This window comes from Cohnella sp. GCM10012308 (genome assembly GCF_042649185.1).
GTDB lineage: Bacteria > Bacillota > Bacilli > Paenibacillales > Paenibacillaceae > Cohnella.
The window spans coordinates 1-23775 of sequence record NZ_JBHRYU010000038.1; the positions used below are offsets into that span (position 1 = coordinate 1).

Consider the following 23775-nt stretch of genomic DNA (forward strand, 5'->3'; position numbering starts at 1 on the left):
TGGTTTACCTTGGCCATGTTGCAACAAAATGGACCACCACTTTCAGCATAATATTATCTATTATACCAAATTAACGCGGTGACGTATTAATTGAATAATGCAGGGGACTTTCTCAACAGCCTGAAATATGCAGGCATTTCAACAGAATTGTCTTCAAAAGCCGGCTCACCGCCGGAAAGCCTGTATATATGCAGGTATTGGCGCAGCCACGGATGCTGGCCGATAAAAAGATGCATATCTGCAGGAATATCGCTTGAGTCGCGTCAAGGTAAAAGGCCTTTGCGGCACGCAACTTCCGGAAGATCCGGCATGCGGGCTGCAAAGGCCTTATGTTTTGTGCCACGGCACCGTGGAATGTCGGGACCGGGGAGGGCACGGCCGCCGTTCGGGCGCATAGCCACACAGGCTTAGCGATGCGAAGCGCCGCAGCCACTCGCTGCTTTACGCAGCTCCACGCGCGCCGCAGATAGCCGCACCGCCCGCAGTCGCCCTCCGGCCGCCGCACCACGCCCGCTCGTGCGCTGCTTCGCGCTACGCGCGCCGCACCACGCCCGCTCGTGCGCTGCTTCGCGCTACGCGCGCCGCAGCGCTCGGCCCGCAGTCGCCCTTCGGCCGCCGCACCGCCCTTCGGCCGCCGCACCGCCCGTAGCCTTCCTCAGGCTGCCGCACCGCGCACGTTCGCGCGCTGCTTCGCGATGCGCAGCGCCATCAAGGCCGCGATCAGGCAGACGAAGCCTGCCGCGAAAAACGGCACCTCATAGCTGCCGAGCCACTCCCGGACGGTGCCTGCCGCATAGGCGGCGACGGAGGCGCCGAGCTGATGGGTGACGACGACCCAGCCGAAGATCATGCCCGCCCGCTCCTTGCCGAAGGCATCCTGCGACAGCTTGACGGTCGGAGGGACGGTCGCGATCCAGTCGAGCCCGTAGAAGACGGTGAACAGCGTAAGCTGCGGTTGGCCCGCGCCCAAGGCGTAGGGCAGGAAGAGCAAGGACAAGCCGCGCAGGCCGTAGTACCAGAACAGCAGCTTGCGGCTGTCGAAGCGGTCGGACAGCCAGCCGGAGAGCGTCGTGCCGACGAGGTCGAACAGGCCCATCAGTGCGAGCATGCTCGCGGCGGTCACTTCCGGGATGCCGAAGTCGCCGCAGGCGGGAATCAGGTGTGCGCCGATCAGGCCGTTCGTCGAGAAGCCGCAAAAGAAAAACGTGCCGCTAAGCAGCCAGAACGTCTTCGTGCGCGCGCCCTCTCTCAGGGCCGCGAGCGGCGCGAGGAACAGGTTGCCGCGAAACGGCGCCGGCTTCGCGATCAGCGTCTCGCCGTACGGCGCGGCGCCCACGTCGTAAGGGTGGTTGCGCATCCAGATCGCGACGGCGGCCAGCACGACAAGCGTCGCGCCGACGGACGCGTAAACGGCGTACCGCCAGCCCGCCTCCTCCGTGATGCGCGCGAGCAGCGGCAGGAACAGCAGCTGTCCGGTCGCGGCGCTGGCCGTCAGAATGCCGACGACAAGCCCGCGGCGATGCGCGAACCACTGGCCCGCGACCGTGACGCCGAGCACGTTGGCCATCATGCCGGTCGCGAGGCCCGACACGACGCCCCACAGCAGCTCGAACTGCCACAGCGCCGTCATGTGCGGCGTGACCAGCAGACCGGCTGCGAGCACGGCCAGCGAGAGCACGGTCATGCGGCGGATGCCGAAGCGCAGGAGCAGCGCCGCGGAGAAAGGGCCCATCAGGCCGTACAGCAGGATGCCGACGGAGATCACGCTCGAGATGCCGCCGCGGCTCCAGCCGTATTCCTGCTCGAAGGGCAGCATGAAGATGCTGGGCATCGAACGGACCCCGGCCGACAAGATCAGCGTGGCAAAGGTTAAGGCAAGCACGACCCAGCCGTAGTGGAATCTCCGGCCGCTCGTTTCACCCCCGCCTGCTTCCTGCTTGTCAGGCTTCGCGCTCATCGGCGGCTACCCCCTTCTCCAGCCGCGTGCCGGCCGTCAAGATGCCGTCGGACAGCGCATCGGCTGCCGCATCGCCCAGAATCTCCTTGTACCTTGCCTTCAAGCGCTTCGAGGCAAGCCGGATCTCGCCCTCCAGCGCCTCCCCCTTGGGCGTCGGATAGAGCAGCACCGTCTTGCCCTGCACGCTGCGGCGGACGAGCTGCTTGGTCTCGAGCTTGTCGATGAACCGCGTCAGCGTGGAGGGCGCAATGCTCAGCTTTTCCGCCAGCTCCTTCTGGGTGACGCCGGGTCTTCCGTTGACGAGCCTGATCGCATAGCCGTACATCGGCGTCAAGCCGGTGGGCGCGAACTCCTCCTCGGCAATCCGCGTGATCGCCCGGCCGAGCCGGTTCGCGGTGAAAAACAAGCAGCTCTGCAAAAAGCCTTCGTCGGGCAAGACGTCCGTCATCGCGTACCCCTCACTTCATTTGTATGTACAACGAAGATAAAGCAACTCGGTCCGTTTGTCAACGGTCGGATGCGGCGGCTTCGGCTTGCACGCGGAAACGAGGATTAGGCTATGCTATAATGAGTTGTTCGAACGACTCATGGACTCCCTCTAAGCGAGGAGGAAGACACCTGCCGCTCGGGAGGGCCGTTCCAGAAGGCTTCGTTCACGAGGTGCCAGGCGACGGCTAGCGCAAGCGCGCCGCAGAGGCCGATGAGCAGCAATTTTTTGAAGGTTCGGTACATAAGGGGTTCTCCTTTGAACGGCTTCGCACTCCATTATCGCCGATGCGGGCAGGTCAATTCTGTAACCATGCTTACAAAAACCGAACTTTTTTTGCCGATCATGGCGGCGTTACGCAATTAAAATCAAAATTAATGGGGGCAGACCAATGGTATCCGATGAAGTTATCTTGACCGCGGAAGGCTTAGCGCAGCTGGAGCAGGAGCTGGAAGAACTGAAGACGGTGAAGCGCAGGGAGCTGGCGGCGCGGATCAAGACGGCGATCAGCTACGGGGACTTGAAGGAAAACAGCGAGTACCATTCCGCAAAGGAAGAGCAAGCCTTCATGGAGACGCGCATACTGACGATCGATCGCATGCTGAAAAAGGCGCGCGTCGTCAAGAGCGCAGGAGCGGACGCCGTATCCATCGGCTCGACCGTCGTGCTCAAGGACAAGGAATTCGACGAGATTATCGAATACCGCATCGTAGGGCCCGCCGAAGCCGACGTCTTGGCTTCCAAAATCTCGTATGAGAGTCCGCTCGGCAAGGCATTGATGGGCAAGGCCGTAGGCGACGCGGTCAGCGTCGAAGCGCCGGTAGGCACGATTCAGTACGAGCTGCTGGAGATTAAAGCTTAAGGACGGACATCGCACGCGGATACAGTCGTTTTTACGCAGCTTACGCGGATCTTCGGCCGGCAGGTGGTATGCGAGACGGATTTCTGGATAAATAATGAGCAGTACCGGAAATCCGATTAGCGAGGAGTGACGGCGATGAGCTGGTCATTGGAGCAAGCGTACGCCTACGTGAACCAAATCAAAAAGCGCGCGGCGGAGGACGAGGCTTTCCGGCTGCTCGCGCTGAACGATCCGGAGATGGCCTGCCGGCTGCTGACCGGCGAGCCGCTGCCGGACGGCATCCGAATGTCCGCTCAGGAGCACGGCTCGGAAGGTCTGGAGATCGTCGTGCATGGCCTTCAAGAGACTTGGCCGACCGGCGAGCTTGGGCCGGACGAAGCGACGTTGGATTAAAGCGACGGGCGGAATGCCCGCACGGCTTCGCCTTTCTTCGGAGAGGCGAAGCTTTTATTTTCGCTTTTCCGGGACATGAGAACGGATGAAAGACGGAGAGAAGGTGGGAATAGCGATGTCAAACGTATACATACGCAGGCTGAAAGCGGGGGATGCGACTGCGCTGCTTGAGCTGCGGGGCCGGAATCGCGCGTTCTTCGAGCCGTTCGAGCCGATCCGCGCCGAGCGGGATTTCACGTCGGCGGGAATCCGCGACATGCTCGACCAGGACGAGCTGCATTGGGAACGCGGGAGCGGATACGGCTTCGGGATCTTCCTCCGGGATCGGGAAAAGCTGGTCGGTCGCGTAAATCTGAGCAATGTCGTGCGAGGCGCATGGGAGAGCTGCACGGTGGGCTACTATCTGGACGAGGCGGAGGGCGGCCGCGGTCTCATGACGGAAGCGCTCGGGCAAGCAGTAGGCTTCGCGTTCGGCGAGGCGGGGCTGCATCGCGTCCAGGCGGCGGTCATGCCACGCAACCTGGCATCGATCCGCGTCATCGAAAAAAACGGATTCAAATACGAGGGACTTGCCGAATACTACTTAAAAATCAATGGCGTTTGGGAACATCATCGCATCTACAGCCTGACGCGGGAGCACCTGGTCCGATCGACGTAATCCCGCTGGGCGCGAGGACATAACACCTTCCGAACGAGCCGTCAAAATAGGAAATGAATCGCCAAGTACCGATTCGCTAGAATCGGTATTTTCTATTGACAGTCTCATAGAGCGGTGCTAATCTGAATTTGCCCATGATGATACAATTTGTATCTGAATAGGAAGACCTACAATCTAGCTTGAAGGGAGTTGTTTCTATGAAAAAGGATTGGGCGAGTCCGGTGCTTGAGGTGCTGGAAGTCAGGATGACGATGAAGTTCTTCCCGCCGGTACATCCTCCGGGCGGCGGCGGCCCTGGCGGCGGAGGCGGCGAAGATTGCCCGCCGGATCTGGACAGCTAGACGACCGACAGCGATCTGCGCCACGGCTGTCAGGGCTTATGCTCTAGCAGCCGCGGCGCGGACTCGTTAAGAACGCCGGAAAAGAATTACAGGATCGGACCAGATCGAAGCGGACCCGGATGGGCTCCGTACTCGGCGTTGCCTGACCTAAGGGGGAGTCGCGATGTACGCGCTTGTCGGAAGCAGGCGTCAGGACCGGTCGTTCCGCCGGACCTGGGCGTTTTTCTGCAGCAAATACGGATGGGGCAACGATCCTTGCGCCATCGAAGGGATACGATACGTACTGTTGCGCGGAGGGCGCATGCCCTTTGTCCGCCGGCGTACGATCGGGACGATCGAATTCATTCCCTATCGACCCGGCAACCCGCGCAGCACGGTCGAAGGGCCGTACAAGCATCCCTTCTCGTCTGAGCCGGAGATTCGGGCGTCCCCGTACCGCATCTGGGAGATCGACAAGCTGTGCATCGCCGAAGCCTATCAGCGTCAGGGACGCTTCGGCACATTCCTCGAGATTTTCTACGATCACGCGGAGCGCTTTGCTCCCCGTTATTATATCGCGCTTATCGAGCGCAGGCTGTACCGCATGCTTCGGATCGTCTTCGGACTGGGCATCGAGCAGCGGGGACCGGTCATGCAGGGGCCGACGTCCGCGCTGATCCCCGTCTTGTTCGACATTGAACGGATCATGCAGGACAAGGCCAGGGTCGCGCGCCTGCTCGACGAAGCGCAGCGCCGGCAGGCAGGGACGGTCGAACATGCGTCGCCGTCCAGCCGCTATCCGGTCAACAAGAGAGTCTGACGGTCGCCCGTCAGACTCTCTTGCCGCGTCATGCCCTTCGTCCCGGCCGCAGCCGGGCAATCGCTTCATCGTAGCGCGCATAGCTGACGCCGCTTCCGAAGCCGCTGTCGAACGCCCAGTTCGCCAGACTCTCGGCCTGCGTCGCCTGCAGGTCCGTGAAGCCGAACCGCGTCTTCATATCGGCAATATAATTGCGTTTTACTTCCTCGAAAAACCGCTCGTTCTCCTGCCGCTGATCGTTGGCATCTCCCATGGCGCCGCTCAGCCTCCCTCTGACGGTCAGTATTGACGGATCCCGCCGGTAATAGACGCCGTCGCGGCCGGTTGTATTCGCGTCCCGGCATTGTATACTGTTAACACGGTCAATTCAAGGGAGGACATCGCATGAACATTACGGCATATTCGGTCGAGCTGGTCAAAGACCCGTTCGGCATCCTGAGCGGGCGGAGATACGAGTTCAAGCTGGAGGTCGAGGTAGACGAGGAGGACGAGCTCTATTCGGAGCACGGCGTATACGCGCGTATCGTCTACAAGGTCGAGGGCGAGACGTCGGGCATCATGACGTGCGACTGGACGGAAAAGACGACGAACCGCTACCTGCCGCTGGACGCGGAGCCCGAAGAGCTCGCCGAGCTGGCCGCTTTTTGCGCGTCGCACCTGCCGGAAGACGAGTAATGCCCGAGGTACGGCAAGCAGGCAAGGCCAAGCGTCCCTGACAGTTAAGGGGCGTTCGGCCTTGCCTGCTTTTTTACGGCGCCAATCATCGATCCTAACTCAGAACTTCGGAATGATATAGCGGGCCAGGAAGTACAGAACGCCAAAGAAAATGAGGACGTACGCGGCATACTTGATGAAGGTCGAGGCGACGAGGCTCGAATCGTACTTTTTTTCTACGTTATGTTGCTCGTATTCAATGTTGCGCTGTTCGATGGACATAGTCGAACCCTCCTAGTCTAATATTGAAAACTCGGAAGCACGTATTGGGCAAGGAAGTAAAGCAAACCAAGCAGTATCGCGAAGTAAGCGGAATACTCGATGAACGAGACGGCGACGGGTTCGCTGCCGCGCGAACGCTCGTAGTCCTCCTCCAGCAGCTCCGATTGACCCAGATAACGCTCAGGCATGGACATCGATACACCCTCCTTCCGGCTCATGCATCGCTTTGATATCCTCCATTACCCGCGGTCCGTGCCGGCCAATCAACCCCCGGGCATCCGTCGTTAACTGGTATCATTTTGTTCTCTTTAAGTAAGAGGCCGAATTGTTTAAACTGGAAGAGGCGTCCAAAAAATCAAATGGGCGACAGGAGGAAAGCCCGATGAGACATGCGGAGCTCCTAGGCAAAATGGTCAAGCACGACATCGTCCACAATGGCTTGGTGCTCGTGCCGGCAGGAGTTGCACTTGAGAAGGCACATATCGATTTACTGGAAAACTACCGGGTGGATCCCGATGAGGTTCGCCTGGCCGAGCGGACGGACAGACCGTCGCAGGACGCGGATTCGGCCGCGATGATGTCGCAGGCCGTGCAGTTCACGAAGGAAATGTTCGAGCGGGTACGGGAGGCCGGCCATCTCGATCCGGAGGAGATCGAGCACACGCTGACGCCGATGGTCATGCAGATCTCGGAGAACAAGGACATGTTCAGCCTGTTCCATACGGTCAAAGCGAAGGATGAATATACGCATCAGCACAACATCGGCGTCAGCGTGCTCTCCACGCTGATCGGACGCTGGCTGGGGTGGGGGGATGAAGAAGTCTCGCTGCTGTCGCTCGCCGCGTCGCTGCACGACGTGGGGAAGGTGCGGATTCCCGACGAGATTCTGCTCAAGCCGGGCAGGCTGACGGCGGACGAGTACGCGGAGATGAAGCTGCATACCGTTTACGGCTACGAGATTTTGAAGGCGAACCGGAAAATCAACCCGCGCGTGGCGCTGGTCGCCCTGCAGCATCACGAACGCGACGACGGACGCGGCTATCCCTATGGCATCCGGAACAAGGAGATGGATCCGATGAGCCGGGTCGTTGCGGTCGCCGACATTTTCCACGCGATGTCCTCCAGACGTCCCTATCACGAGCCGATGCCCTTCTACAGGGTTGTCAGCGAGATGCGCAACGGCTCGTTCGGGGAGCTCGATCCATACATCGTGGGCGTGTTCCTCGAGCAGATTATCCGGCATTTGCTAGGCCGCCAGGTCAAGCTCAGCGACGGACGCTGGGGAGAGGTCGTCTACCTTGACCCGCAGGAGGATATGCACCCGCTCGTGAAGGTCGGCAGCAGCTTCATCGATCTGAAGCGGGAGCGGCATCTGAACATCGAGGAGATCATCATTTAAAAAGCGGGGCTGCATCCTGCGTTTACCAAGGGATCGGACCCTCGTCTCCGAAAAAACCGCCGCTCGGACCGTCGTCCGGCAGCAGTGCCAGGCGGACAGGCGCCCGCGCGCCTTCGGAAGCGAACCTGGGGGAGGCATACCCTGTCATGGCGGTGGCGCAATAGCCGGGATCCGCCGCGTTGACCTTGATGCCGGCCTCGGCGAGCTCCTTGGCCCACATGACGGTAAGCGCGTTGACCGCCGTCTTGGACGAATTGTATCCCAGCATCAGGAAGGTCCCCAGCTCGAACGACGGATCGCCGTGCAGCTGCAGCGAAGCGAGCGAGCTCGACATGTTGACGATCCGGCCGCTTTGCGACTTGCGGAGCAAAGGGAGCATGGCCTGCGTAACGCGGACCACGCCAAGTACGTTGGTCTCGTATACTTGCCGGACGAGCTCCGCGCCGGACGCGCTCGGGCGCGACTCGGGCAGGAGCACGCCGGCGTTGTTGACGAGGATGTCCAGCTTCCCGTAACGCTGCTCGACGGCTTCCGCAGCGGCCAGCGCGTGGCCCTCATCGGTGACGTCCAGCCGGATGCTCGCTGCGTCAGAGCCTTCTGCGGCCAGCATGCGGACGGCTTCAGCCCCTCGGCCAAGATCACGCGCGCCAACAAGAACGCGGACGCCCGCTTGGCCGAGCTGGCGGCAGATCTCGAATCCGATGCCTTGATTGCCGCCCGTAACCAGCGCGACTTTTTTATTATTATCATTCATGAAAACGCTCTCCTTTTCAGCTTGCGGCTCTCTCCCCCATTCTAATTGTCATCGTTATCCGCCCGTAAGTGAGACAAGTCACCGAATCTGTCATGGTACAGCCTGACAGGTTCGATGACTTGTGATTGGCGCTTATATCAGATAAAAACCGACAGCAGCTTGCCGACCGCCGTCTTGGCGTCGACGTCTACGCTGACCTGAATCGGCGTGCCGACGCTCGGGCTCGGCCGCAGATCCGCGACCGTCATGCCGGCGCACAGCGCGCTCTCGCACTCGACGGTGACGCGCATCGTGCGGTTGGTCACTAGGCCGGGTTCTTCGGCGGCGAGCACGGTGAGCGGGTCGTGCATCGGCGCCGCGTCGACGAAGTGATTGGCTTGTCGGTAGAACTCGAAGTAATAGGCCATCGAGGTCCGCAGGAACTCGACGATCTCGCGATTCTCCGGCCGGCAGCGCCGTTGCAGGAAATCCAGGTGTTCCTGGGCGAGGTTCGTCTTCATCGTGACGTCGAGTCCGATCATCACGATGTCGAGGCCGGAAGCGAAGACGATGTCGGCGGCCTCGGGGTCGCCCCAGATGTTCGCCTCGGCGACCGGCGTCACGTTGCCGGCGACCTGGACGGCGCCGCCCATCACGTAGACCTGCTTGATCTTGCGCGCCAGACCGGGATCCTTGGCCAGGGCGAGCGCGACGTTCGTCAGCCGTCCGAGCGTGATCAGGACGAGCTCGCCGTCCAGCTCGCCGGCCTTGCGGACGATGAAGTCCTCGGCGCGCTCTGCGAGCGCCCGCTGTCCGGACGGCGGCAGCTCGGCGTCGCCGATGCCGTTATGCCCGTGCACGTGCGCGGAGAAGCCGGTCGGCGGCCGCTTCAGCGGGCGGTCGGCGCCGATCGCGACGGGCACCTCGTAAGCGGGCGAAGCCAGCTTGATGATGCGCAGCGTATTCTCCGTCGCTTGCTGCACGTCTACGTTGCCGAAGACGGTGGTGATGCCCTCGACGCGGAGCGCGGGGGACTTGAGCGCGTATAAAATGGCGAGCGCATCGTCGATGCCGGTGTCGGCGTCGATGATGACTTTGCGGACTTGAGTCAAGGGGATAGGCTCCTTTATTCTTGGATGTTCCGCGGGAAGGGCCGCGCGTCTCCGAATTATAACACGACGATTGTCCCGGAAGCATGCGAGAGGCGCGCGGATCGGTCCGCGCGCCTTCGAGTTACCAAGTATTAGCTGAGCGAGCCGAGCGCTTCCCGCGCGAACGCCTTAAGCTCGTCGGTGCGGCCCTCGCGAATCTTCCTCGCCCATGTCGGATCGTTCAGCAGCGCCCGTCCCACGGCGACGAGATCGAACTCGCCGCGCTCCAGACGCTCGACGAGCGCATCCAGGCCCACGTTGTCGGCGCCTTTGCCTTCGGCAAAGAGGCTCGTGAACTCGGAGTCGAGACCGACGGATCCGACGGTGATGGTCGGCTTGCCGGTCAGCTTCTTGGTCCAGCCTGCCAGGTTCAGGTCCGAACCCTCGAACTCAGGCTCCCAGAAGCGGCGCGTGGAGCAGTGGAAGATATCGACGCCCGCCGCGGACAGCGGGGCGAGGAACCGCTCCAGCTCTTCCGCAGTCGGCGCGAGCTTGGCTGCATAATCCACCGGCTTCCACTGCGAGAAGCGGAAGACGATCGGGAATTCCGGGCCGACGGCGGCGCGAACCGCTTCGATGACTTCGACCGCGAACCGCGTGCGGCCGACCAGATCGCCGCCGTATTCGTCGTCCCGCTTATTCGTATTTTCCCAGAAAAATTGATCGATCAAATAGCCGTGCGCGCCGTGAATCTCCACGCCGTCGAAGCCGATCCGCTTCGCATCGGCCGCTGCCTGCGCGTAGCCTGCGACGAGACCGCGGATTTCCTCCTTCGTCAGCGGCTCCGACACCGGCTGGCCGGTCAGGCTCAGACCGGAAGGTCCGATCGGCGCGGCGTCCGAATCGGGGAACGTCTCGCGCTGACGCGCCGTGCCCACGTGCCAGATCTGCGGGATGATCTTGCCGCCGGCTTCGTGGACCTCGCGAACGACGTTCGCCCAGCCCTCGAGCGCCGCCTCGCCGTAGAAGTGAGGAACGTTGCGATCGGCCGCGGCGGCGGGATGGTTGATCACCGTGCCTTCCGTGATGATCAGGCCGACGTTATTTTCCGCTCTGCGACGGTAGTAACCGGCCACATCGGAACCGGGAACGCCGTTCGGCGAGAAGCCGCGGGTCATCGGCGCCATGACGATCCGGCTGTCGAGCGCCAATTTTCCTTGGGCGAACGGTTCGAACAGAGCTGCTGCGGTGCGGGATGATGCGCTCATGCGTTTCTCTCCTTAGGGGGCCATCATGGTCCTTGTTTTTATATATCTATAAAAATGAATATATAGATAAGGATTGGCGAACGCAAGCGGGAGCTTTATCGCAAGTCCGGCTTCGCCTGCATCTGCTCCGCCAATTCGTTCAGGAATGAGGCGATGCCCTGCTCGTTGCGTCTATAGTATGTCCATTGTCCGTACCGGCGCGACTCAAGCAGACCGGCTTTTTGCATGGAGGCCAGATAGGAGGAGATGACGGACTGCGTCAGCCCTGCCTTTTCCTGGATGCTGCCTACGCAGACGCCGCCTGGAAACGCCGCTTGCACGTCGGCGGGCTGAAGGTTGAACTGACGCTCGGGCTCCCGCAGCCAGCACAGGATATTGAGCCGCGTCTCGTTGGACAGCGCCTTCAGCACCGCGAGCTGATCGTCCTGGGCCATGTGGGTCACCTCCTTGAATGGATGATCTCAGTATAGCAAAATCGGTGTTCCGCGAAAACGAAGCGCCGCTAGCCTTGGATTTGAATTTTTCGGCGAGCTGCTTAATTCGTTATGAACGCGGGTAAAGAGTTCCGGTTAACTGTCGCTACATAGGAAACGCTGGTGAATACGACCATTACCGAGGAGGATGCGAGTTCATGGCGAAGAAGAAAGACGGCAAACCGGGAAAGACAGTTAAGGACGAGCAGCTGGAACAGTTCACGGCAGACGCGACCGGACAGAAGCTGACGACGAATCAGGGCCTGCGCATGGCGGAGGACGAGTTTTCCCTCAAGGCGGGCGAGCGGGGACCGACGCTGCTGGAGGACTTTCATTTTCGCGAGAAAATGACGCACTTCGACCATGAACGAATTCCTGAGCGGGTCGTGCATGCAAGAGGCTTCGGCGCGCACGGCTTCTTCCAGGTGTACGAGCCGCAGGCGGACATTACGAAGGCCGGCTTCCTGCAGGACCCTTCCGTCAAGACGCCCGTCTTCGTCCGCTTCTCCACTGTCGCCGGCTCTCGCGGCTCGGCCGACACGGTGCGCGACGTGCGGGGATTCGCCGTTAAGTTTTATACAGAGGAAGGCAACTACGACCTGGTCGGCAACAACATCCCGGTGTTCTTCATCCAGGATGCGATCAAGTTCCCCGACTTCGTCCACGCGGTGAAGCCGGAGCCGCACAACGAAGTGCCGCAGGCGCAGTCGGCGCACGACACGTTCTGGGACTTCGTCACGATAAACACGGAGGCCGCGCACATGGTCATGTGGGCGATGAGCGACCGCGCGCTGCCGCGCAGCTACCGCATGATGGAGGGCTTCGGCGTCAATACGTACCGCCTGGTCAACGCGGAGGGCGTGGCGCGGTTCGTGAAGTTCCATTGGAAGCCGGTGCTCGGCGTGCACTCGACCGTCTGGGACGAGACGCAGAAGATCGCGGGCAAGGACCCGGATTTCCACCGCCGCGACCTGTGGGACGCGATCGAGCAGGGCAATTTCCCCGAGTGGGAGCTGGGCTTTCAGCTGATCGAGGAGGACGAGGAGTTCAACTTCGACTTCGATATCCTCGATCCGACCAAGCTGTGGCCGGAGGAGCTCGTGCCGGTGCGAATCGTCGGCAAGATGACGCTGAACCGCAATACCGACAACTTTTTCGCGGAAACGGAGCAGGTCGCCTTCCACCCGGGGCATGTCGTGCCGGGCATCGACTTCTCCAACGATCCGCTGCTGCAGGGTCGCTTGTTCTCTTACACCGATACGCAGCTCAAGCGCGTCGGCGGCCCGAACTTCCACGAGCTGCCGATCAACCGTCCGGTCGCGCCGGTCCACAACAACCAGCGCGACGGCATGGCGCGCATGACGATCAATCCGGGGCAGGTTGCGTATCACAAGAACGGCATCGCGGGAAATTCGCCTGCGCCGGCGCCGGAGTCGGAGGGCGGGTACAAGCATTACGCGGAAAAGGTGGAGGGCCGCAAGGTCCGCGCGCGCAGCGACAGCTTCAAGGATCATTTTAGCCAGGCGGCCATGTTCTATCAGAGCCTGTCCGAGGTCGAACAGCTTCATATTATCAAGGCGTTCCAGTTCGAGCTGAGCAAGGTGATGAACAAGGACGTGCGCCAGCGGACGGTCGACGTATTCTCGCAGGTCGATCCGGGGCTCGCCACGCAGCTTGCCGATGCGATCGGGGCGCTGCCGCCCGCCGATACGACGCAGCCGGCAGTAACGATGAAGTCGCCTGCGCTCAGCATTATGAACAAGGCCAAGTCGGCGAAGACTCGCAAGGTCGCCGTGTTGACGGCCAAAACGTTCGCTGACGCCGAACTGCGGGAGGTGCTCGCGCCGCTCGCCGTGGCGGGCGTCACGGCGGAGCTCGTGGGCACGAAGCTCGGTTTTCTGCCGACGGACGCCGACGGGCAGGTCGAGGTCATGCACCACCTGGAGTCGGCGGACTCCGTCCTGTTCGACGCAGTCTATGTCGCGGGCGGCCGCGAGAGCGTCGACGCGCTGCTGGCGCAGCCGCTGGCGGTGGACTTCGTCCGCCAGGCTTACCGTCACTACAAGCCGATCGCCGCGATCGGCGAAGGCGCGGACCTGCTCACCGCGGCCGGCGTCGGCACGCCGACGCCCGTGGGCGCCAAGGCGACGGGCTCGGTGAACCAACCGGCTTGGAATGAGCCTGGCATCGTCGTGGCGGCTGCGCCGGATGCGTCCTTCGCCAAGTCGTTTGTCGAAGCGATCGAAGCGCACCGGCATTGGACGCGGAAGGTGCAGTAACGCGGGGACGGGAAGAGGTATCCCTTGCGGGACAGAATATAGCGGAGACTAGCCGCGTCTGTAAGCGAGGAAGGCGCGAGTGCAGAAGCAGGAGCGCGCTGCGATATGCAAAACGAAAGGACCGTCAGGGCAATCTCCCCCTGACGGTTTTCTTCGTGATTAGACAATCCGCATTTCCTGTGTCTTCTCCGATTAATCGCCCTCGCGCTGTAGCCCAGGAAGTCCCGGCTAGGAACAAACTCGTACTCCCCCATGCCGGGTAGCGGCGGGAGGTCCCGGCTAGAAACAAACTCGTACTCCCGCACGCCGGGTTGTGGCAGGAAGTCCCGGCTAGAAACAAACTCGCACTCCCCCATGCTGGGTAGCGGCAGGAAGTCCCGGCTAGAAACAAATTCGCACTCCCCCATGCCGGGTAGCGGCAGGAAGTCCCGGCTAGGAACAGACTCGCATTCTCGATTGCCTGGTTACGACAGGAAGTCCCGGCTAGAAACAAACTTGCAAACTCGAGCGGGGCGTAGCGGTTAAGTGCCGGCCTGGCGGCTTTTTGGCATGCGCTCTAATCGTCAAAGGCTTGGAATGTCCGCTTAAGTTCAATATCGCCTCCTTACCAACAATCTCTTGGGGTTGTAAGCTTTTTACAGATCGGCGCCCACAAACTTGAAAGCCCTTCGAACAGCCGAACTGCCGATCGCGAGGGAGGTGGGACGAAGCGGATTGTTGCAAGCGGAATGGCCGACGCAAGAGGTTCTGCATGCCAAGGCGGTAAATCGCCAAGTCACCAAGGAGGCAACAGGCAATGAGACAAGGCTTCCCGGCGGCAAAAGAGAGCTTCACGATACGTATACGATGCGCACAGGGCCGGCCAAGTCCGGCAATTTTCTACGAACGAGGAGGTATGCATTAATGAACGTCAACAAACGTTACCGGATGACATGGCCGCGGTTTTGCGCGGCCCTGCTGGCCGCTTCATTGCTGCTCGGCCAATGGGGCTGGTCTCCGTCGATCGCATCCGCCGCATCCGCTTTTGTTCAGACTTCGGCGTCCGGCTATAGCAGTCAGTCCGGCATTCAACTGGAGACATCGAGCGAAGGCGGACAGAACGTCGCCTTTATCGACAACGGCGACTATATCGCTTTTTCGAATGTCGATTTCGGCAGCGGCGCGAGCACGTTTCAGGTCCGCGTCGCCAGCAACGCGAGCGGCGGCGCGGTCGAAGCGAGGCTCGACAGCGTGAACGGGACGCTCATCGCCACGGCGCAAATCCCGGGCACAGGAGGATGGCAAAACTGGACGACGGTGACCTCGAACGCGTCGGGCGCGAGCGGCGTACACACGCTGTATTTGAAGTTTACCGGGGGCAGCGGCAATTTGTTCAACCTGCTATGGTTCAAGTTTGCGTCGGGACTGTCGGCGTTTAATCAGATCGAGGCGGAAGCCTACGGCAGCCAATCAGGCATTCAAACGGAGCCGACGTCCGATGCCGGCGGCGGAACCAACGTGGGCTTCATCGACAACGGCGACTATTTGGTGTTTAACGGCGTCGACTTCGGCAGCGGAGCCGCAAGCGTTCAGGCGCGCGTGGCAAGCGCAGCCGGAGGCGGCGCGATCGAATTCCGGCTGGACAGCTTGACGGGAACGCTGATCGGAACCGTTGCGGTGAGCGGCACGGGCGGCTGGCAGAATTGGACGACCGCAAACGGGCAAATATCGGGCGCGGCGGGCGTCCGCAATCTGTACGTTAAATTCACGGGCGGCGCGGGCAACCTTTTTAACCTCAACTGGTTCAAATTCGGCACGGGAGCGCCGACTTCCGGCGGCGACGTCGTCGGCAAGCTGTTCGCCGGCTACCAAGGCTGGTTCAACGCGCAGGGCGACAACTCGCCCAACGGCGGATGGGTCCACTGGTCCAAGAACAGCAGCGCGCCGACCGCCGGCTCCAACGTTAACTTCGAGCTGTACCCGGACACTCGGGAATATTCGAAGCTGTATCAGACGAACCTGGCGAACCTCGGCAACGGCACGCAGGCGAAGCTCTTCTCCTCCTACGACCAGGAGACGGTCAACAAGCACTTCGAATGGATGCAGACGTACAACATCGACGGCGCCGCGCTTCAGCGCTTCGGGGCCGACGAGAGCGATACGCCGAGCAATTGGAAGACGAACCGCGACAGCGTGGCCGTGAAGGTGAAGAACGCCGCCGAGACGTACGGCCGCAAATTTTACGTCATGTACGACATTACCGGCATGAACGCGAGCAACTGGCTGAATGCGGTCAAGCACGATTGGACGACGAACGTCGTGAACAATATGCATCTGACTTCATCGAGCGCCTACGCGAAGCAGAACGGCAAAGTTGTCGTCTGCATCTGGGGGATCGGATTCACCGACCGTCCGGGCACGGCTGCCGAGCACCAGAATCTGATCAACTGGTTCAAGGCGCAGAACGTCTATGTGATCGGGGGCGTGCCGACGTACTGGCGGTCGGGCAACAACGATTCGAAGACCGACTTCATGAGCGTATACGAGTCGCTAGACATGCTCTCACCGTGGTTCGTCGGGCGCTTCGGCGCTGCAGATGTCGACAACTACGCTACGAACCAATACGGGCCGGACTTCACGTATACGCAGCAGCGCAACATTGCCTATCAGCCCGTTATCTGGCCCGGCTTTGCCTGGTCCAACATGACCGGGGGGCCGACTAATCAAATTCCCCGGCTGCATGGCGACTTCATGTGGCAGCAAGCCTATCGCTTAAAGCAGCTCGGCATTAGCACCGGCTATATCGCCATGTTCGACGAGTACGACGAAGGAACGGCAATTGCCAAGGCTGCGGAGAACAGCGCGATGATACCGACGAACCAGTACTTCTTGACACTCAATGCGGACGGCGTAGCGGTATCGTCCGACTTCTACCTTCGTCTGGCGGGTGACATCAACCGGATGTTCAAGGGGCAGATTCCGGTCACGGCTTCGCATCCGACCACCCATCAATAAGGCTTGCGGCGGCTTTCGGGAGACGCGTCTTCCGAAAGCCGCTTTTTTGCGGCCAATTCGGGCGGCAAAAAGAAGACAAGATCGGCAGATTTCGTTTTCGATCGCCTCATGGGAGCGCCCGGACGCGTGTTTTACAATGAGGGAGAAAACGCGCCGCGCGCGAAGGAGAGTGTGCCATGAACGCTAAAAATCCGATTATCGCCTCGATCTTCACGGCCGACCCGTCGGCCCATGTATGGGAAGACGGCAGAGTCTATATTTACGCCTCGCACGACATGGATCCGCCCCGGGGCTGCGATCTGATGGACCGCTACCACGTTTTCTCGTCGGACGATCTGGTGAATTGGGTGGACGAGGGGGAGATTCTGCGCTCCGACGATGTGTCTTGGGGAAGACCCGAAGGCGGCTTCATGTGGGCGCCCGACTGCGCTCACCGGAACGGCACTTACTATTTCTATTATCCGCATCCAAGCGGCTCGGACTGGAACGGCACGTGGAAGATCGGCGTCGCCACGAGCGACAAGCCCGCAAGCGGGTTCGTCGACCGCGGCTATATCGAAGGGCTCGGCGGCTTCGCGATGATCGATCCGTGCGTCTTTCAGGACGACGACGGGCGAGCGTACATGTACTACGGCGGAGGCGGCGTCTGCCATGGCGGCGAGCTGAACGACGACATGATGTCCATCAAGGGCGAGATGGCCGACATGACCGGCTTGGCAGATTTTCACGAGGCGGCGTGGACGTTCAAGCGCGACGGCGTTTATTATCTAACCTACGCGGACAACCTGCACGACAACAACCGGATGCGCTACGCGACGAGCGAGCATCCGCTCGGCCCTTGGACGTACCGCGGCATTTTCCTCGAGCCGACGGGCTGCTCGACGACGCACGGATCGGTTGCCCGGTACAAGGGGCAATGGTATCTTTTTTACCACAACCAGGCGGTCTCCGGGCAAGGCAACTTGCGCAGCGTATGCATCGACGAGCTGCACTTTGACGAGGACGGCGCCATTCGCATGGTGCAGCAGACGGAAGAAGGGGTTCGTGCCGTCCAAGCCGATTCCGCGGAGGCGTATGCGCGGACTTTTTACGCAGTTAACGACTGCAAAATGAACGGGGATGCGTCGATCGTGGCCACGGAGCGGGGAACCTTCGCCGTCGCGGGGATGCAGGGGGCATCGTCTTCCTGCGAGTTCCGCGAAGTCGACGGAGGGAACGGGGGCCGGGCTACGCTAGCTGTGCATTATACGACACACGAGCGGCTGGCGAAGCTGCGGCTTGTCGTTAACGGCGCCGACTACTCGCTGCTAAACGCGTTGCGGGCAGAAGGCGGACAAACTTCGCTCACCGTGCGCCTTGATCCGGGGGCGGTCAATACGGTTAGTTTTACAGGAGGCTGCGGAGAAATCGTGATCGAAGGCTTGTCCGTTGCACGGATGGAGTAGAAGAGAGGAGACGGCGGCGAAGCCGAAAAAAAGAGTCCCCCTCAGGCGGAACGGTAAAAACCGCCAAGCGAGGAGAACTCCTATACAGCGGGGACGATTACGCCTCGTCCGCCAGGACGATATCCCACTCGTGGATCTCGTAGCCCCGGGCGCCCAGGACGACATACGGATCCTGTTTCACCCAAGATTCCGCTTCCTCCAGGGAACGCGCCTTATAAATGACAAGGCCGCCTGCGCCGTCGACGAACCGGCCGTTGGCATGAAGCTTGCCTTCGGCGCGGCGATCCGCCAGAAATTGCAGGTGCTCCTCGCGGTGCTTCACGCTGAGCTCGGGGTCCTTCATCGGCAGGAAGACGGCGAAGTGCTTGACCGCCGCGCTTGGTTCGTCGCGATGGAGCTGATAATTCAGCATCGCGGCCATGTCCTGCTCGGCGAAGCCTTCTCTTACGGCGCCGTCGAGCAGACCTTTGATCCGGCGTCCCGCGGACAAGCCCACGCCGGACTGCGCGGCGAGCTCGGTTGCGAGCGTCAGGTCCTTGGCGAGCAGCTTGATGGCGAAGCCGGCTTCGAAGCGGGCCGGTCCGATATGGTTATGATAATGCCGGTCGAGAATGCGGCTGCTGGCGAAGCTGGCCAGGAGCACGTTCACCAGCTGCTCCTCGTCCAACCCCGCTTTTCTGCCCAGCGCGAGCGCTTCGCTGACGGCCTGCGTGTGGATGCCGACCATGAGCTGATTGACCAGCTTGACGACGGAGCCGCTGCCGGCGGGGCCGACACGGTCGATCTGATTGCCCATCGCCGCCAGCACCGGCTGCGCAAGACGGAACGTCTCTTCGTCGCCGCCGACCATGATGCTGAGCGTGCCCGCGGCCGCGCCGGTCGTTCCGCCGCTGACCGGCGCGTCGAGGAACCGGAGGCCGCGTTCGGCCGCGGCCGCGCCGACTTTGCGGGACAAGGCAGGCCCGACCGTGCTGCAGTCGACCAGGATCAGGCCTTCTCTGCCGCTGGCGACGAGCCCGTCGGGTCCGAGGTAGACTTCCTCCACGTCGGCGGGCATCGGCAAGCAGGTGACGATCAGGTCCATCTCCGCCGCCAGCTGCGCGAGATCTAAGCCGGTGCGGCCGCCCGACGCGGCCAGACGCTCCTCGGCGGGCTTGCTGCGATTCAAGCCGTATACTTCGTAGCCAGCCTCTATGAGGTTTTTCGTCATCGGCAAGCCCATGTTCCCCAATCCGATGAATCCGATCTTTTTCAAGTCGTTCACGCTCCTCGGCGTTATGTCTTCGTCTTGATCAGTCTTGCGACATTGCGCGCGGTTCGCGCCAGGTTGTCCTCGGCCTCGGCCAGGCATTCGTCCAATGTCGATGGCCGGCCGACGATCGGGAAAACCGCGGCGAACGCCTCATAGAGCGGCTCGATGTCCGGGCCGAGACCGCCGGATACGAGAATCGCGGGGACGCCTTCGGCCGCCGCCCATTCCGCGACGCGGAAGGGCAGCTTGCCGCTCAGCGTCTGCGCGTCGGTGCGCCCCTCGCCGGTCAGCACCCAATCGGCGCCCGCGATGCGCTTCTTGAGCCCTGTCGCGCGGGCCGCGACCTCGGCGCCGGATTCGATCCGGGCGCCGAGCCGCAGCAGCGCGAAGCCGAGCCCGCCCGCGGCGCCGGCGCCGGGCCGCTCCGACAGACGCAGTCCATCCGCGCCGGCATTATCCGCATAGGCATTATCCGCATAGACACCGCTCTGCTCGTTCTCGTCTGCCTCATCCTCCGGGCTCGGCTCGATCTCCCGATCTCCGCCCACGCTCGGCTCGAATGCCCGGGCGCCGCTCATATCTATCCCGCCCGGCTGCTCCAGCAGCGCCGCATAAGCGCCCATAGCCTCGTCCAGCTCCGCCGCTTGCGCCGGCGTCGCGCCCTTTTGCGGCCCGAAGACGCGCGAGGCGCCCGCCGGCCCCGTCAGCGGACTCGTCACGTCGCTGGCCGCCGTGATCGCGCACGCCGCGAGCCGCGGGTCCAGGCCGCTCCAGTCGACAGCGGCCACGCGCAGCAGGTCGCCGCCCCGGCCCTCAAGCAGGCGGCCGTCCCGATCCGCGAAACGCACGCCGAGCGCCGCCAGCATGCCGATGCCGCCGTCGTTCACGGCGCTGCCGCCGAGCCCGACGATCAGGCGCCGGGCGCCGCGGTCGAGCGCGTGCGCGATCGCCTCGCCGAGCCCGCGCGAGGTGGCTGCGTACGGGTCGCGGCGATCCGCGGTTATCATCGGCAGACCGCATATATTCGCCGTCTCGATGACGTAGACCGGCTCGCCGTCTTGCTCGATCAGGCCGATGAGCGCCGCGGCTCCCGGCTCCAGCGGGCCGTGCACGACGACTTCCTCGCTGCGGCCGCCGCAGGCGCCGACGAGCGCCTCGACGGTGCCCTCGCCGCCGTCCGCCATCGGAAAGACGTCGATCTGGGCTTGCGGAATTTCGCGGCGGATCGCCGCCGCCATGACGGCGCCGACCTCCCGCGAGGATAGGCTGCCTTTGTATGAATCCGGGGCAATTACGAAGCGCATTGCAGGTTCTCCTCCCAAAATGGACAGCTAGTATGAGATGCTAAACTCTATCATACGCCTGTCCGGGACCGATGCGTACCTTTTCCCCGCTCCGCGCGCTCTCGATCGCGGCGAATACCATCGCCATGCTTTTCAGATTGTCCGAGCAGTCCGTCTCTGCCGGCCGGTCTTCGGCGAGCGCGGCCAGCATCTCGTCGAAGCAGCCGTCGTGTCCCTCATGCCCGGTCCAGGGCGCGGAAGGCTCGATCCGCCTGTACGCATGCATCCGGGCGCCAGGCCCCAGATCGCCTTCCGCCACGCTGCAGTACGAATCGTTCGTTCCATCCCAGATCAAGGTGCCTTCGGAGCCGACGACGCGCCAATCGCCCTGCCAGGAGGTAGGCTCGCCTTCCGCGCACCAGGAGCCGTTATACGTGAATACCGAGCCGTCGCTCATCTCGAAAATGCAGATGGCCGAAGCGTTGCCCCCATACCAGGAATGGGACGGGTTGAACTCGTGGCAGTACACCGATACGGGATCGGCCTGCAGCAGATAGCGGGCCTGATCGAACGTATGGATCGCCATGTCCAGCAGCAGCGGATGGTCCATCGTCTCCCGGAAGCCGCCGAAATGCGGGCCGAGGAAGAAGTTCGCCGTCGCATGCGCAGGCTTGCCGATCGATCCCTGCGCGATCAGGCCGCGCGCCTCCCGGATCTGTCTGGCGAAGCGCCGGTTCTGCATGACGGCGTAGCGGCGTCCGTGCCGCCGCACGATGTCTTCGATCTCGTAGGCGTCCGCCATCGTCACGGCCATCGGCTTCTCGCCGATGACGTCGCAGCCGAGCCCGACGGCCGTCGTCACGACGGTCTTGTGGACCTGCGGAATCGTCACGTCGAAGACGAGATCGGCGCCGGTCTCGCGGATGGCTGCCCCAAGATCGGTGTAACAGGGGCAGTCGAGGCCGAAGTCCCGGGCCAGCGCTTCGGCAGCCGGCAGATGAATGTCGACGAGCGCGGCCAGCTCGATGTCCGTACGGCCCGTCGCGTACTTGACCCAGCGACGCGCCATATTGCCGCAGCCGACTTGGACCAGGCGGAATTTACGGTCGGTTTTTTGATCCGTGCCCGTGGCAGTCATACGCGCTTACGCCTCCTGCCGCGATTTGAGCGGCTCCAGCGGCTGGCGGTTGCCGAACAGCGGAGCCGGACGTCCGGTCGGCGCGGCCCAATGCACGGCGTTGCGGATAACCCTGCGGATTTCTTCGTTGTAATAGGTCGGATACGTCTCGTGCCCGGGGCGGAAGTAGAAGATCTTGCCCTGTCCCCGCGTGTAGGTGCAGCCGCTGCGGAACACCTCGCCGCCCTCGAACCAGCTCACGAACACGAGCTCGTCGGGCGCGGGGATCTCGAAGCTCTCCCCGTACATCTCTTCCTGCTCCAGCTCGATATATTCGCCGATGCCCTCGGCGATCGGATGGCCCGGCGACACGACCCACAGCCGCTCCTTCTCGTCGGCTTCCCGCCATTTCAGGTTGCAGGTCGTACCCATCAGCTTCTTGAAAATTTTGGAGAAGTGGCCGGAGTGAAGCACGATGAGCCCCATGCCCGCGAGGACGCGCTTGTGCACGCGTTCGACGATCTCGTCGGACACCTCGCGATGGGCTTTGTGCCCCCACCAGACGAGGACGTCCGTGTCCTCCAGCCGCTGTTCGGAGAGGCCGTGCTCTTCTTCGTCGAGCGTCGCGTATCCGATCGCCAGATCGTGCCCGAGTCCTTCTCCGATTGCGCGGTGGATGCCGTCCGGGTAGACGGCCTTCACCTTCTCGTTATTTTTCTCGTGACGGAATTCGTTCCAGATCAACACGCGCAATTCGTCCTTCATGCCGCCATCCTCCTCGTTTTCGTTCAGCCGTGACCCCCACATTATAGGCTTCGCCGCTCAGGCAAGAATAGTTTCAAAGCTGACCGATTATTCTCCAAAAGTGACATATGTGCTATACTGGGGGCTCCAAAACTCCTGTGCCCCAAGCGAGGTGTAAGCGATGACAACGTTGGCGGACGATCTCCGCGAACCGGTCCGCGAGGAGGCCGTGGTCTACGGCCATCCCCTTCTGTACATGAAAATATGGGAGGTCGGCATGAACCCGCCGGCGCCTGCGCAGGAGGCGTACGGGCCCTGGCATCATCATAAAGAGGTCGAGCTGCTAGCGATGGTCGAAGGCGAGATGGGGATGCAGACGCAAGAAGGCTACATGCGCCTCGAACCGGGCGACGTCGCGCTGTTCGGCGCCTCCCAGCTGCACCGCACGCATCGCGCCGGCGCTGCGCCGGTCCGCTTCGTCGTGCTGCAGGTCGACCTCGGCCGGCATATGGCAAGCGCCGCGCTGCCTTATCTATACGGCCTGGGGGACGGCACCGCGCCGCTCGAGCGCCTGAACGGCCTGTTCCGCGACAAGCCCGAGGTCCGGCGCGAGACGCACGCGTTAATCGCGCATATGTACGAGGAGTACCGGGGACGCGAGCGCGGCTACGAGCTGGCGCTGGGCTCCGCGATCCAGCGGCTGCTCTGGCTGTTCGTCCGGAACGGCGACGAAGGCTTGCTTCCTGCCGCGGCGGAGCCGGACCTGCTGCGCCTGAGGCCTGCGCTGGACTATGTCGATTTGCACCTGCAGGATCGGATTACCGTCGAAGAGGTCAGCAGGCTGCTCAATTTCAGCTATCACTATTTCATACGCTACTTCCGTTCGGCGATGGGCTGCTCGTTCGTCGATTATGTCAACCGCAAGCGGATCAAGGCCGCGGAGCGGCTGCTGCTGACGCGGGATATCAGCATCGCGGAGGCCGCGCTTCAAGCTGGCGTACCGAGCATCGCCCAGTTTTACAAGCTGTTCAAGCGCTTCAACCGGTGCTCGCCCAAGGAATTCGTCACTCGGATGAGCGGCCGCGAGACCGTCTGATCGCCTGCCGCGGGACCGGACTTTTCTTACCCGCACGCTGCCGCCGTCGCTCGCAAGCCTTGCCCTGCCTGGGTTTTCGGCGGACATTTCTTTCTCCCGGCCCGATTCAAGTAATGTCCCTACCGTGCCTCGGGCGGCGGTCGTACGATGGGGTTGCAGCGACAGGCC

25 protein-coding genes are annotated in these 23775 nt (G+C 62.1%); 11 read left to right on the forward strand and 14 right to left on the reverse strand.

The annotated features are described in order from the left end of the window. Positions 1 to 655 precede the first annotated feature (655 nt). From ACFOTD_RS29085 to ACFOTD_RS29095, 3 genes are all read right to left on the reverse strand, one after another. Positions 656 to 1957: an MFS transporter gene (locus ACFOTD_RS29085; protein WP_378123463.1), complete on the reverse strand. Its 1302-nt coding sequence runs from the start codon at positions 1955 to 1957 to the stop codon at positions 656 to 658. Continuing rightward, on the reverse strand, positions 1941 to 2405 hold the full coding sequence (locus tag ACFOTD_RS29090; protein WP_378123464.1) for a MarR family winged helix-turn-helix transcriptional regulator: 465 nt from the start codon (positions 2403 to 2405) through the stop codon (positions 1941 to 1943). Before ACFOTD_RS29090 ends, ACFOTD_RS29085 begins: the two co-directional genes overlap by 17 nt. Before the next feature lie 137 nt (positions 2406 to 2542). Beyond that, on the reverse strand, positions 2543 to 2689 hold the full coding sequence (locus ACFOTD_RS29095; protein ID WP_378123465.1) for a hypothetical protein: 147 nt from the start codon (positions 2687 to 2689) through the stop codon (positions 2543 to 2545). 146 nt (positions 2690 to 2835) lie between these two features. Here ACFOTD_RS29095 and greA point away from each other — a divergent pair, with 146 nt between their 5' ends. The 5 genes from greA to ACFOTD_RS29120 all read left to right on the forward strand — a co-directional run bounded on the left by greA (position 2836) and on the right by ACFOTD_RS29120 (position 5497). Then, entirely contained in the window at positions 2836 to 3306 is a 471-nt protein-coding gene (greA, locus tag ACFOTD_RS29100) for a transcription elongation factor GreA (protein ID WP_378123466.1), read from the forward strand. 135 nt (positions 3307 to 3441) lie between these two features. Further along, positions 3442 to 3699 (forward strand): hypothetical protein, encoded by a 258-nt coding sequence (locus tag ACFOTD_RS29105; protein ID WP_378123467.1) that lies wholly within the window; start codon positions 3442 to 3444, stop codon positions 3697 to 3699. A 115-nt stretch (positions 3700 to 3814) separates the two neighbouring features. Further along, positions 3815 to 4357: a GNAT family N-acetyltransferase gene (locus ACFOTD_RS29110; protein ID WP_378123468.1), complete on the forward strand. Its 543-nt coding sequence runs from the start codon at positions 3815 to 3817 to the stop codon at positions 4355 to 4357. A gap of 197 nt (positions 4358 to 4554) precedes the next feature. Then, entirely contained in the window at positions 4555 to 4698 is a 144-nt protein-coding gene (locus ACFOTD_RS29115) for a paeninodin family lasso peptide (protein ID WP_378123469.1), read from the forward strand. Positions 4699 to 4861: 163 nt separating this feature from the next. Then, entirely contained in the window at positions 4862 to 5497 is a 636-nt protein-coding gene (locus ACFOTD_RS29120) for a hypothetical protein (protein WP_378123470.1), read from the forward strand. A 28-nt stretch (positions 5498 to 5525) separates the two neighbouring features. Here the strand turns inward: ACFOTD_RS29120 and ACFOTD_RS29125 are convergent, their stop codons facing one another. After that, positions 5526 to 5750, reverse strand: coding sequence for a hypothetical protein (locus ACFOTD_RS29125; protein ID WP_378123471.1), 225 nt, complete (start codon positions 5748 to 5750; stop codon positions 5526 to 5528). 131 nt (positions 5751 to 5881) lie between these two features. On the opposite strand from ACFOTD_RS29125, the gene ACFOTD_RS29130 reads away from it, so the two are divergent. Next, the gene (locus ACFOTD_RS29130) at positions 5882 to 6172 is read left to right on the forward strand and encodes a DUF6509 family protein (protein ID WP_378123472.1); all 291 of its coding nucleotides are present in this window, start codon (positions 5882 to 5884) and stop codon (positions 6170 to 6172) included. Between the two features lie 99 nt (positions 6173 to 6271). On the opposite strand, the gene ACFOTD_RS29135 is transcribed toward ACFOTD_RS29130, so the two are convergent. After that, on the reverse strand, positions 6272 to 6433 hold the full coding sequence (locus ACFOTD_RS29135) for a hypothetical protein (protein WP_378123473.1): 162 nt from the start codon (positions 6431 to 6433) through the stop codon (positions 6272 to 6274). Positions 6434 to 6450: 17 nt separating this feature from the next. Then, the gene (locus ACFOTD_RS29140; protein WP_378123474.1) at positions 6451 to 6627 is read right to left on the reverse strand and encodes a hypothetical protein; all 177 of its coding nucleotides are present in this window, start codon (positions 6625 to 6627) and stop codon (positions 6451 to 6453) included. Between the two features lie 188 nt (positions 6628 to 6815). On the opposite strand from ACFOTD_RS29140, the gene ACFOTD_RS29145 reads away from it, so the two are divergent. Continuing rightward, positions 6816 to 7832 (forward strand): HD-GYP domain-containing protein, encoded by a 1017-nt coding sequence (locus ACFOTD_RS29145; protein ID WP_378123475.1) that lies wholly within the window; start codon positions 6816 to 6818, stop codon positions 7830 to 7832. Between the two features lie 22 nt (positions 7833 to 7854). Here the strand turns inward: ACFOTD_RS29145 and ACFOTD_RS29150 are convergent, their stop codons facing one another. The 4 genes from ACFOTD_RS29150 to ACFOTD_RS29165 form a co-directional block, all read right to left on the reverse strand. After that, positions 7855 to 8586, reverse strand: a complete 732-nt coding sequence (locus tag ACFOTD_RS29150; RefSeq protein ID WP_378123476.1) for an SDR family oxidoreductase — start codon at positions 8584 to 8586, stop codon at positions 7855 to 7857. A 137-nt stretch (positions 8587 to 8723) separates the two neighbouring features. Continuing rightward, the gene (locus ACFOTD_RS29155) at positions 8724 to 9677 is read right to left on the reverse strand and encodes a nucleoside hydrolase (protein ID WP_378123477.1); all 954 of its coding nucleotides are present in this window, start codon (positions 9675 to 9677) and stop codon (positions 8724 to 8726) included. A 131-nt stretch (positions 9678 to 9808) separates the two neighbouring features. Then, entirely contained in the window at positions 9809 to 10924 is a 1116-nt protein-coding gene (locus ACFOTD_RS29160) for an NADH:flavin oxidoreductase (RefSeq protein ID WP_378123478.1), read from the reverse strand. Between the two features lie 95 nt (positions 10925 to 11019). Continuing rightward, entirely contained in the window at positions 11020 to 11358 is a 339-nt protein-coding gene (locus ACFOTD_RS29165; protein ID WP_378123479.1) for an ArsR/SmtB family transcription factor, read from the reverse strand. Positions 11359 to 11555: 197 nt separating this feature from the next. Here ACFOTD_RS29165 and ACFOTD_RS29170 point away from each other — a divergent pair, with 197 nt between their 5' ends. From ACFOTD_RS29170 to ACFOTD_RS29180, 3 genes are all read left to right on the forward strand, one after another. Continuing rightward, complete coding sequence (locus ACFOTD_RS29170; protein ID WP_378123480.1) at positions 11556 to 13676, forward strand: catalase; 2121 nt, start codon at positions 11556 to 11558, stop codon at positions 13674 to 13676. A gap of 903 nt (positions 13677 to 14579) precedes the next feature. Beyond that, positions 14580 to 16670, forward strand: coding sequence for a carbohydrate-binding protein (locus ACFOTD_RS29175; protein WP_378123481.1), 2091 nt, complete (start codon positions 14580 to 14582; stop codon positions 16668 to 16670). Positions 16671 to 16846: 176 nt separating this feature from the next. After that, positions 16847 to 18115, forward strand: a complete 1269-nt coding sequence (locus ACFOTD_RS29180; RefSeq protein WP_378123482.1) for a family 43 glycosylhydrolase — start codon at positions 16847 to 16849, stop codon at positions 18113 to 18115. Positions 18116 to 18212: 97 nt separating this feature from the next. Here ACFOTD_RS29180 and ACFOTD_RS29185 read toward each other — a convergent pair whose 3' ends face one another. The 4 genes from ACFOTD_RS29185 to ACFOTD_RS29200 are packed head-to-tail and all read right to left on the reverse strand — an operon-like array spanning position 18213 to position 22532. Then, positions 18213 to 19370 (reverse strand): NAD(P)-binding domain-containing protein, encoded by a 1158-nt coding sequence (locus ACFOTD_RS29185; RefSeq protein ID WP_378123483.1) that lies wholly within the window; start codon positions 19368 to 19370, stop codon positions 18213 to 18215. A gap of 20 nt (positions 19371 to 19390) precedes the next feature. Further along, positions 19391 to 20671, reverse strand: a complete 1281-nt coding sequence (locus tag ACFOTD_RS29190) for a glycerate kinase family protein (RefSeq protein ID WP_378123484.1) — start codon at positions 20669 to 20671, stop codon at positions 19391 to 19393. A 40-nt stretch (positions 20672 to 20711) separates the two neighbouring features. Continuing rightward, the gene (locus tag ACFOTD_RS29195) at positions 20712 to 21788 is read right to left on the reverse strand and encodes a Gfo/Idh/MocA family protein (RefSeq protein ID WP_378123485.1); all 1077 of its coding nucleotides are present in this window, start codon (positions 21786 to 21788) and stop codon (positions 20712 to 20714) included. 6 nt (positions 21789 to 21794) lie between these two features. After that, entirely contained in the window at positions 21795 to 22532 is a 738-nt protein-coding gene (locus tag ACFOTD_RS29200; RefSeq protein WP_378123486.1) for a ThuA domain-containing protein, read from the reverse strand. Positions 22533 to 22692: 160 nt separating this feature from the next. On the opposite strand from ACFOTD_RS29200, the gene ACFOTD_RS29205 reads away from it, so the two are divergent. Further along, positions 22693 to 23607: a helix-turn-helix transcriptional regulator gene (locus ACFOTD_RS29205; RefSeq protein WP_378123487.1), complete on the forward strand. Its 915-nt coding sequence runs from the start codon at positions 22693 to 22695 to the stop codon at positions 23605 to 23607. The last annotated feature ends 168 nt before the right edge of the window (positions 23608 to 23775 follow it).

Bases quoted from the DNA above. Each gene is read 5' to 3' on its own strand.
- ACFOTD_RS29085 (WP_378123463.1), bottom strand. From the start codon at position 1,957: ATGAGCGCGAAGCCTGACAAGCAGGAAGCAGGCGGGGGTGAAACGAGC.
- ACFOTD_RS29090 (WP_378123464.1), bottom strand. From the start codon at position 2,405: ATGACGGACGTCTTGCCCGACGAAGGCTTTTTGCAGAGCTGCTTGTTT.
- ACFOTD_RS29095 (WP_378123465.1), bottom strand. From the start codon at position 2,689: ATGTACCGAACCTTCAAAAAATTGCTGCTCATCGGCCTCTGCGGCGCG.
- greA (WP_378123466.1), top strand. From the start codon at position 2,836: ATGGTATCCGATGAAGTTATCTTGACCGCGGAAGGCTTAGCGCAGCTG.
- ACFOTD_RS29105 (WP_378123467.1), top strand. From the start codon at position 3,442: ATGAGCTGGTCATTGGAGCAAGCGTACGCCTACGTGAACCAAATCAAA.
- ACFOTD_RS29110 (WP_378123468.1), top strand. From the start codon at position 3,815: ATGTCAAACGTATACATACGCAGGCTGAAAGCGGGGGATGCGACTGCG.
- ACFOTD_RS29115 (WP_378123469.1), top strand. From the start codon at position 4,555: ATGAAAAAGGATTGGGCGAGTCCGGTGCTTGAGGTGCTGGAAGTCAGG.
- ACFOTD_RS29120 (WP_378123470.1), top strand. From the start codon at position 4,862: ATGTACGCGCTTGTCGGAAGCAGGCGTCAGGACCGGTCGTTCCGCCGG.
- ACFOTD_RS29125 (WP_378123471.1), bottom strand. From the start codon at position 5,750: ATGGGAGATGCCAACGATCAGCGGCAGGAGAACGAGCGGTTTTTCGAG.
- ACFOTD_RS29130 (WP_378123472.1), top strand. From the start codon at position 5,882: ATGAACATTACGGCATATTCGGTCGAGCTGGTCAAAGACCCGTTCGGC.
- ACFOTD_RS29135 (WP_378123473.1), bottom strand. From the start codon at position 6,433: ATGTCCATCGAACAGCGCAACATTGAATACGAGCAACATAACGTAGAA.
- ACFOTD_RS29140 (WP_378123474.1), bottom strand. From the start codon at position 6,627: ATGTCCATGCCTGAGCGTTATCTGGGTCAATCGGAGCTGCTGGAGGAG.
- ACFOTD_RS29145 (WP_378123475.1), top strand. From the start codon at position 6,816: ATGAGACATGCGGAGCTCCTAGGCAAAATGGTCAAGCACGACATCGTC.
- ACFOTD_RS29150 (WP_378123476.1), bottom strand. From the start codon at position 8,586: ATGAATGATAATAATAAAAAAGTCGCGCTGGTTACGGGCGGCAATCAA.
- ACFOTD_RS29160 (WP_378123478.1), bottom strand. From the start codon at position 10,924: ATGAGCGCATCATCCCGCACCGCAGCAGCTCTGTTCGAACCGTTCGCC.
- ACFOTD_RS29165 (WP_378123479.1), bottom strand. From the start codon at position 11,358: ATGGCCCAGGACGATCAGCTCGCGGTGCTGAAGGCGCTGTCCAACGAG.
- ACFOTD_RS29170 (WP_378123480.1), top strand. From the start codon at position 11,556: ATGGCGAAGAAGAAAGACGGCAAACCGGGAAAGACAGTTAAGGACGAG.
- ACFOTD_RS29175 (WP_378123481.1), top strand. From the start codon at position 14,580: ATGAACGTCAACAAACGTTACCGGATGACATGGCCGCGGTTTTGCGCG.
- ACFOTD_RS29180 (WP_378123482.1), top strand. From the start codon at position 16,847: ATGAACGCTAAAAATCCGATTATCGCCTCGATCTTCACGGCCGACCCG.
- ACFOTD_RS29190 (WP_378123484.1), bottom strand. From the start codon at position 20,671: ATGCGCTTCGTAATTGCCCCGGATTCATACAAAGGCAGCCTATCCTCG.
- ACFOTD_RS29195 (WP_378123485.1), bottom strand. From the start codon at position 21,788: ATGACTGCCACGGGCACGGATCAAAAAACCGACCGTAAATTCCGCCTG.
- ACFOTD_RS29200 (WP_378123486.1), bottom strand. From the start codon at position 22,532: ATGAAGGACGAATTGCGCGTGTTGATCTGGAACGAATTCCGTCACGAG.
- ACFOTD_RS29205 (WP_378123487.1), top strand. From the start codon at position 22,693: ATGACAACGTTGGCGGACGATCTCCGCGAACCGGTCCGCGAGGAGGCC.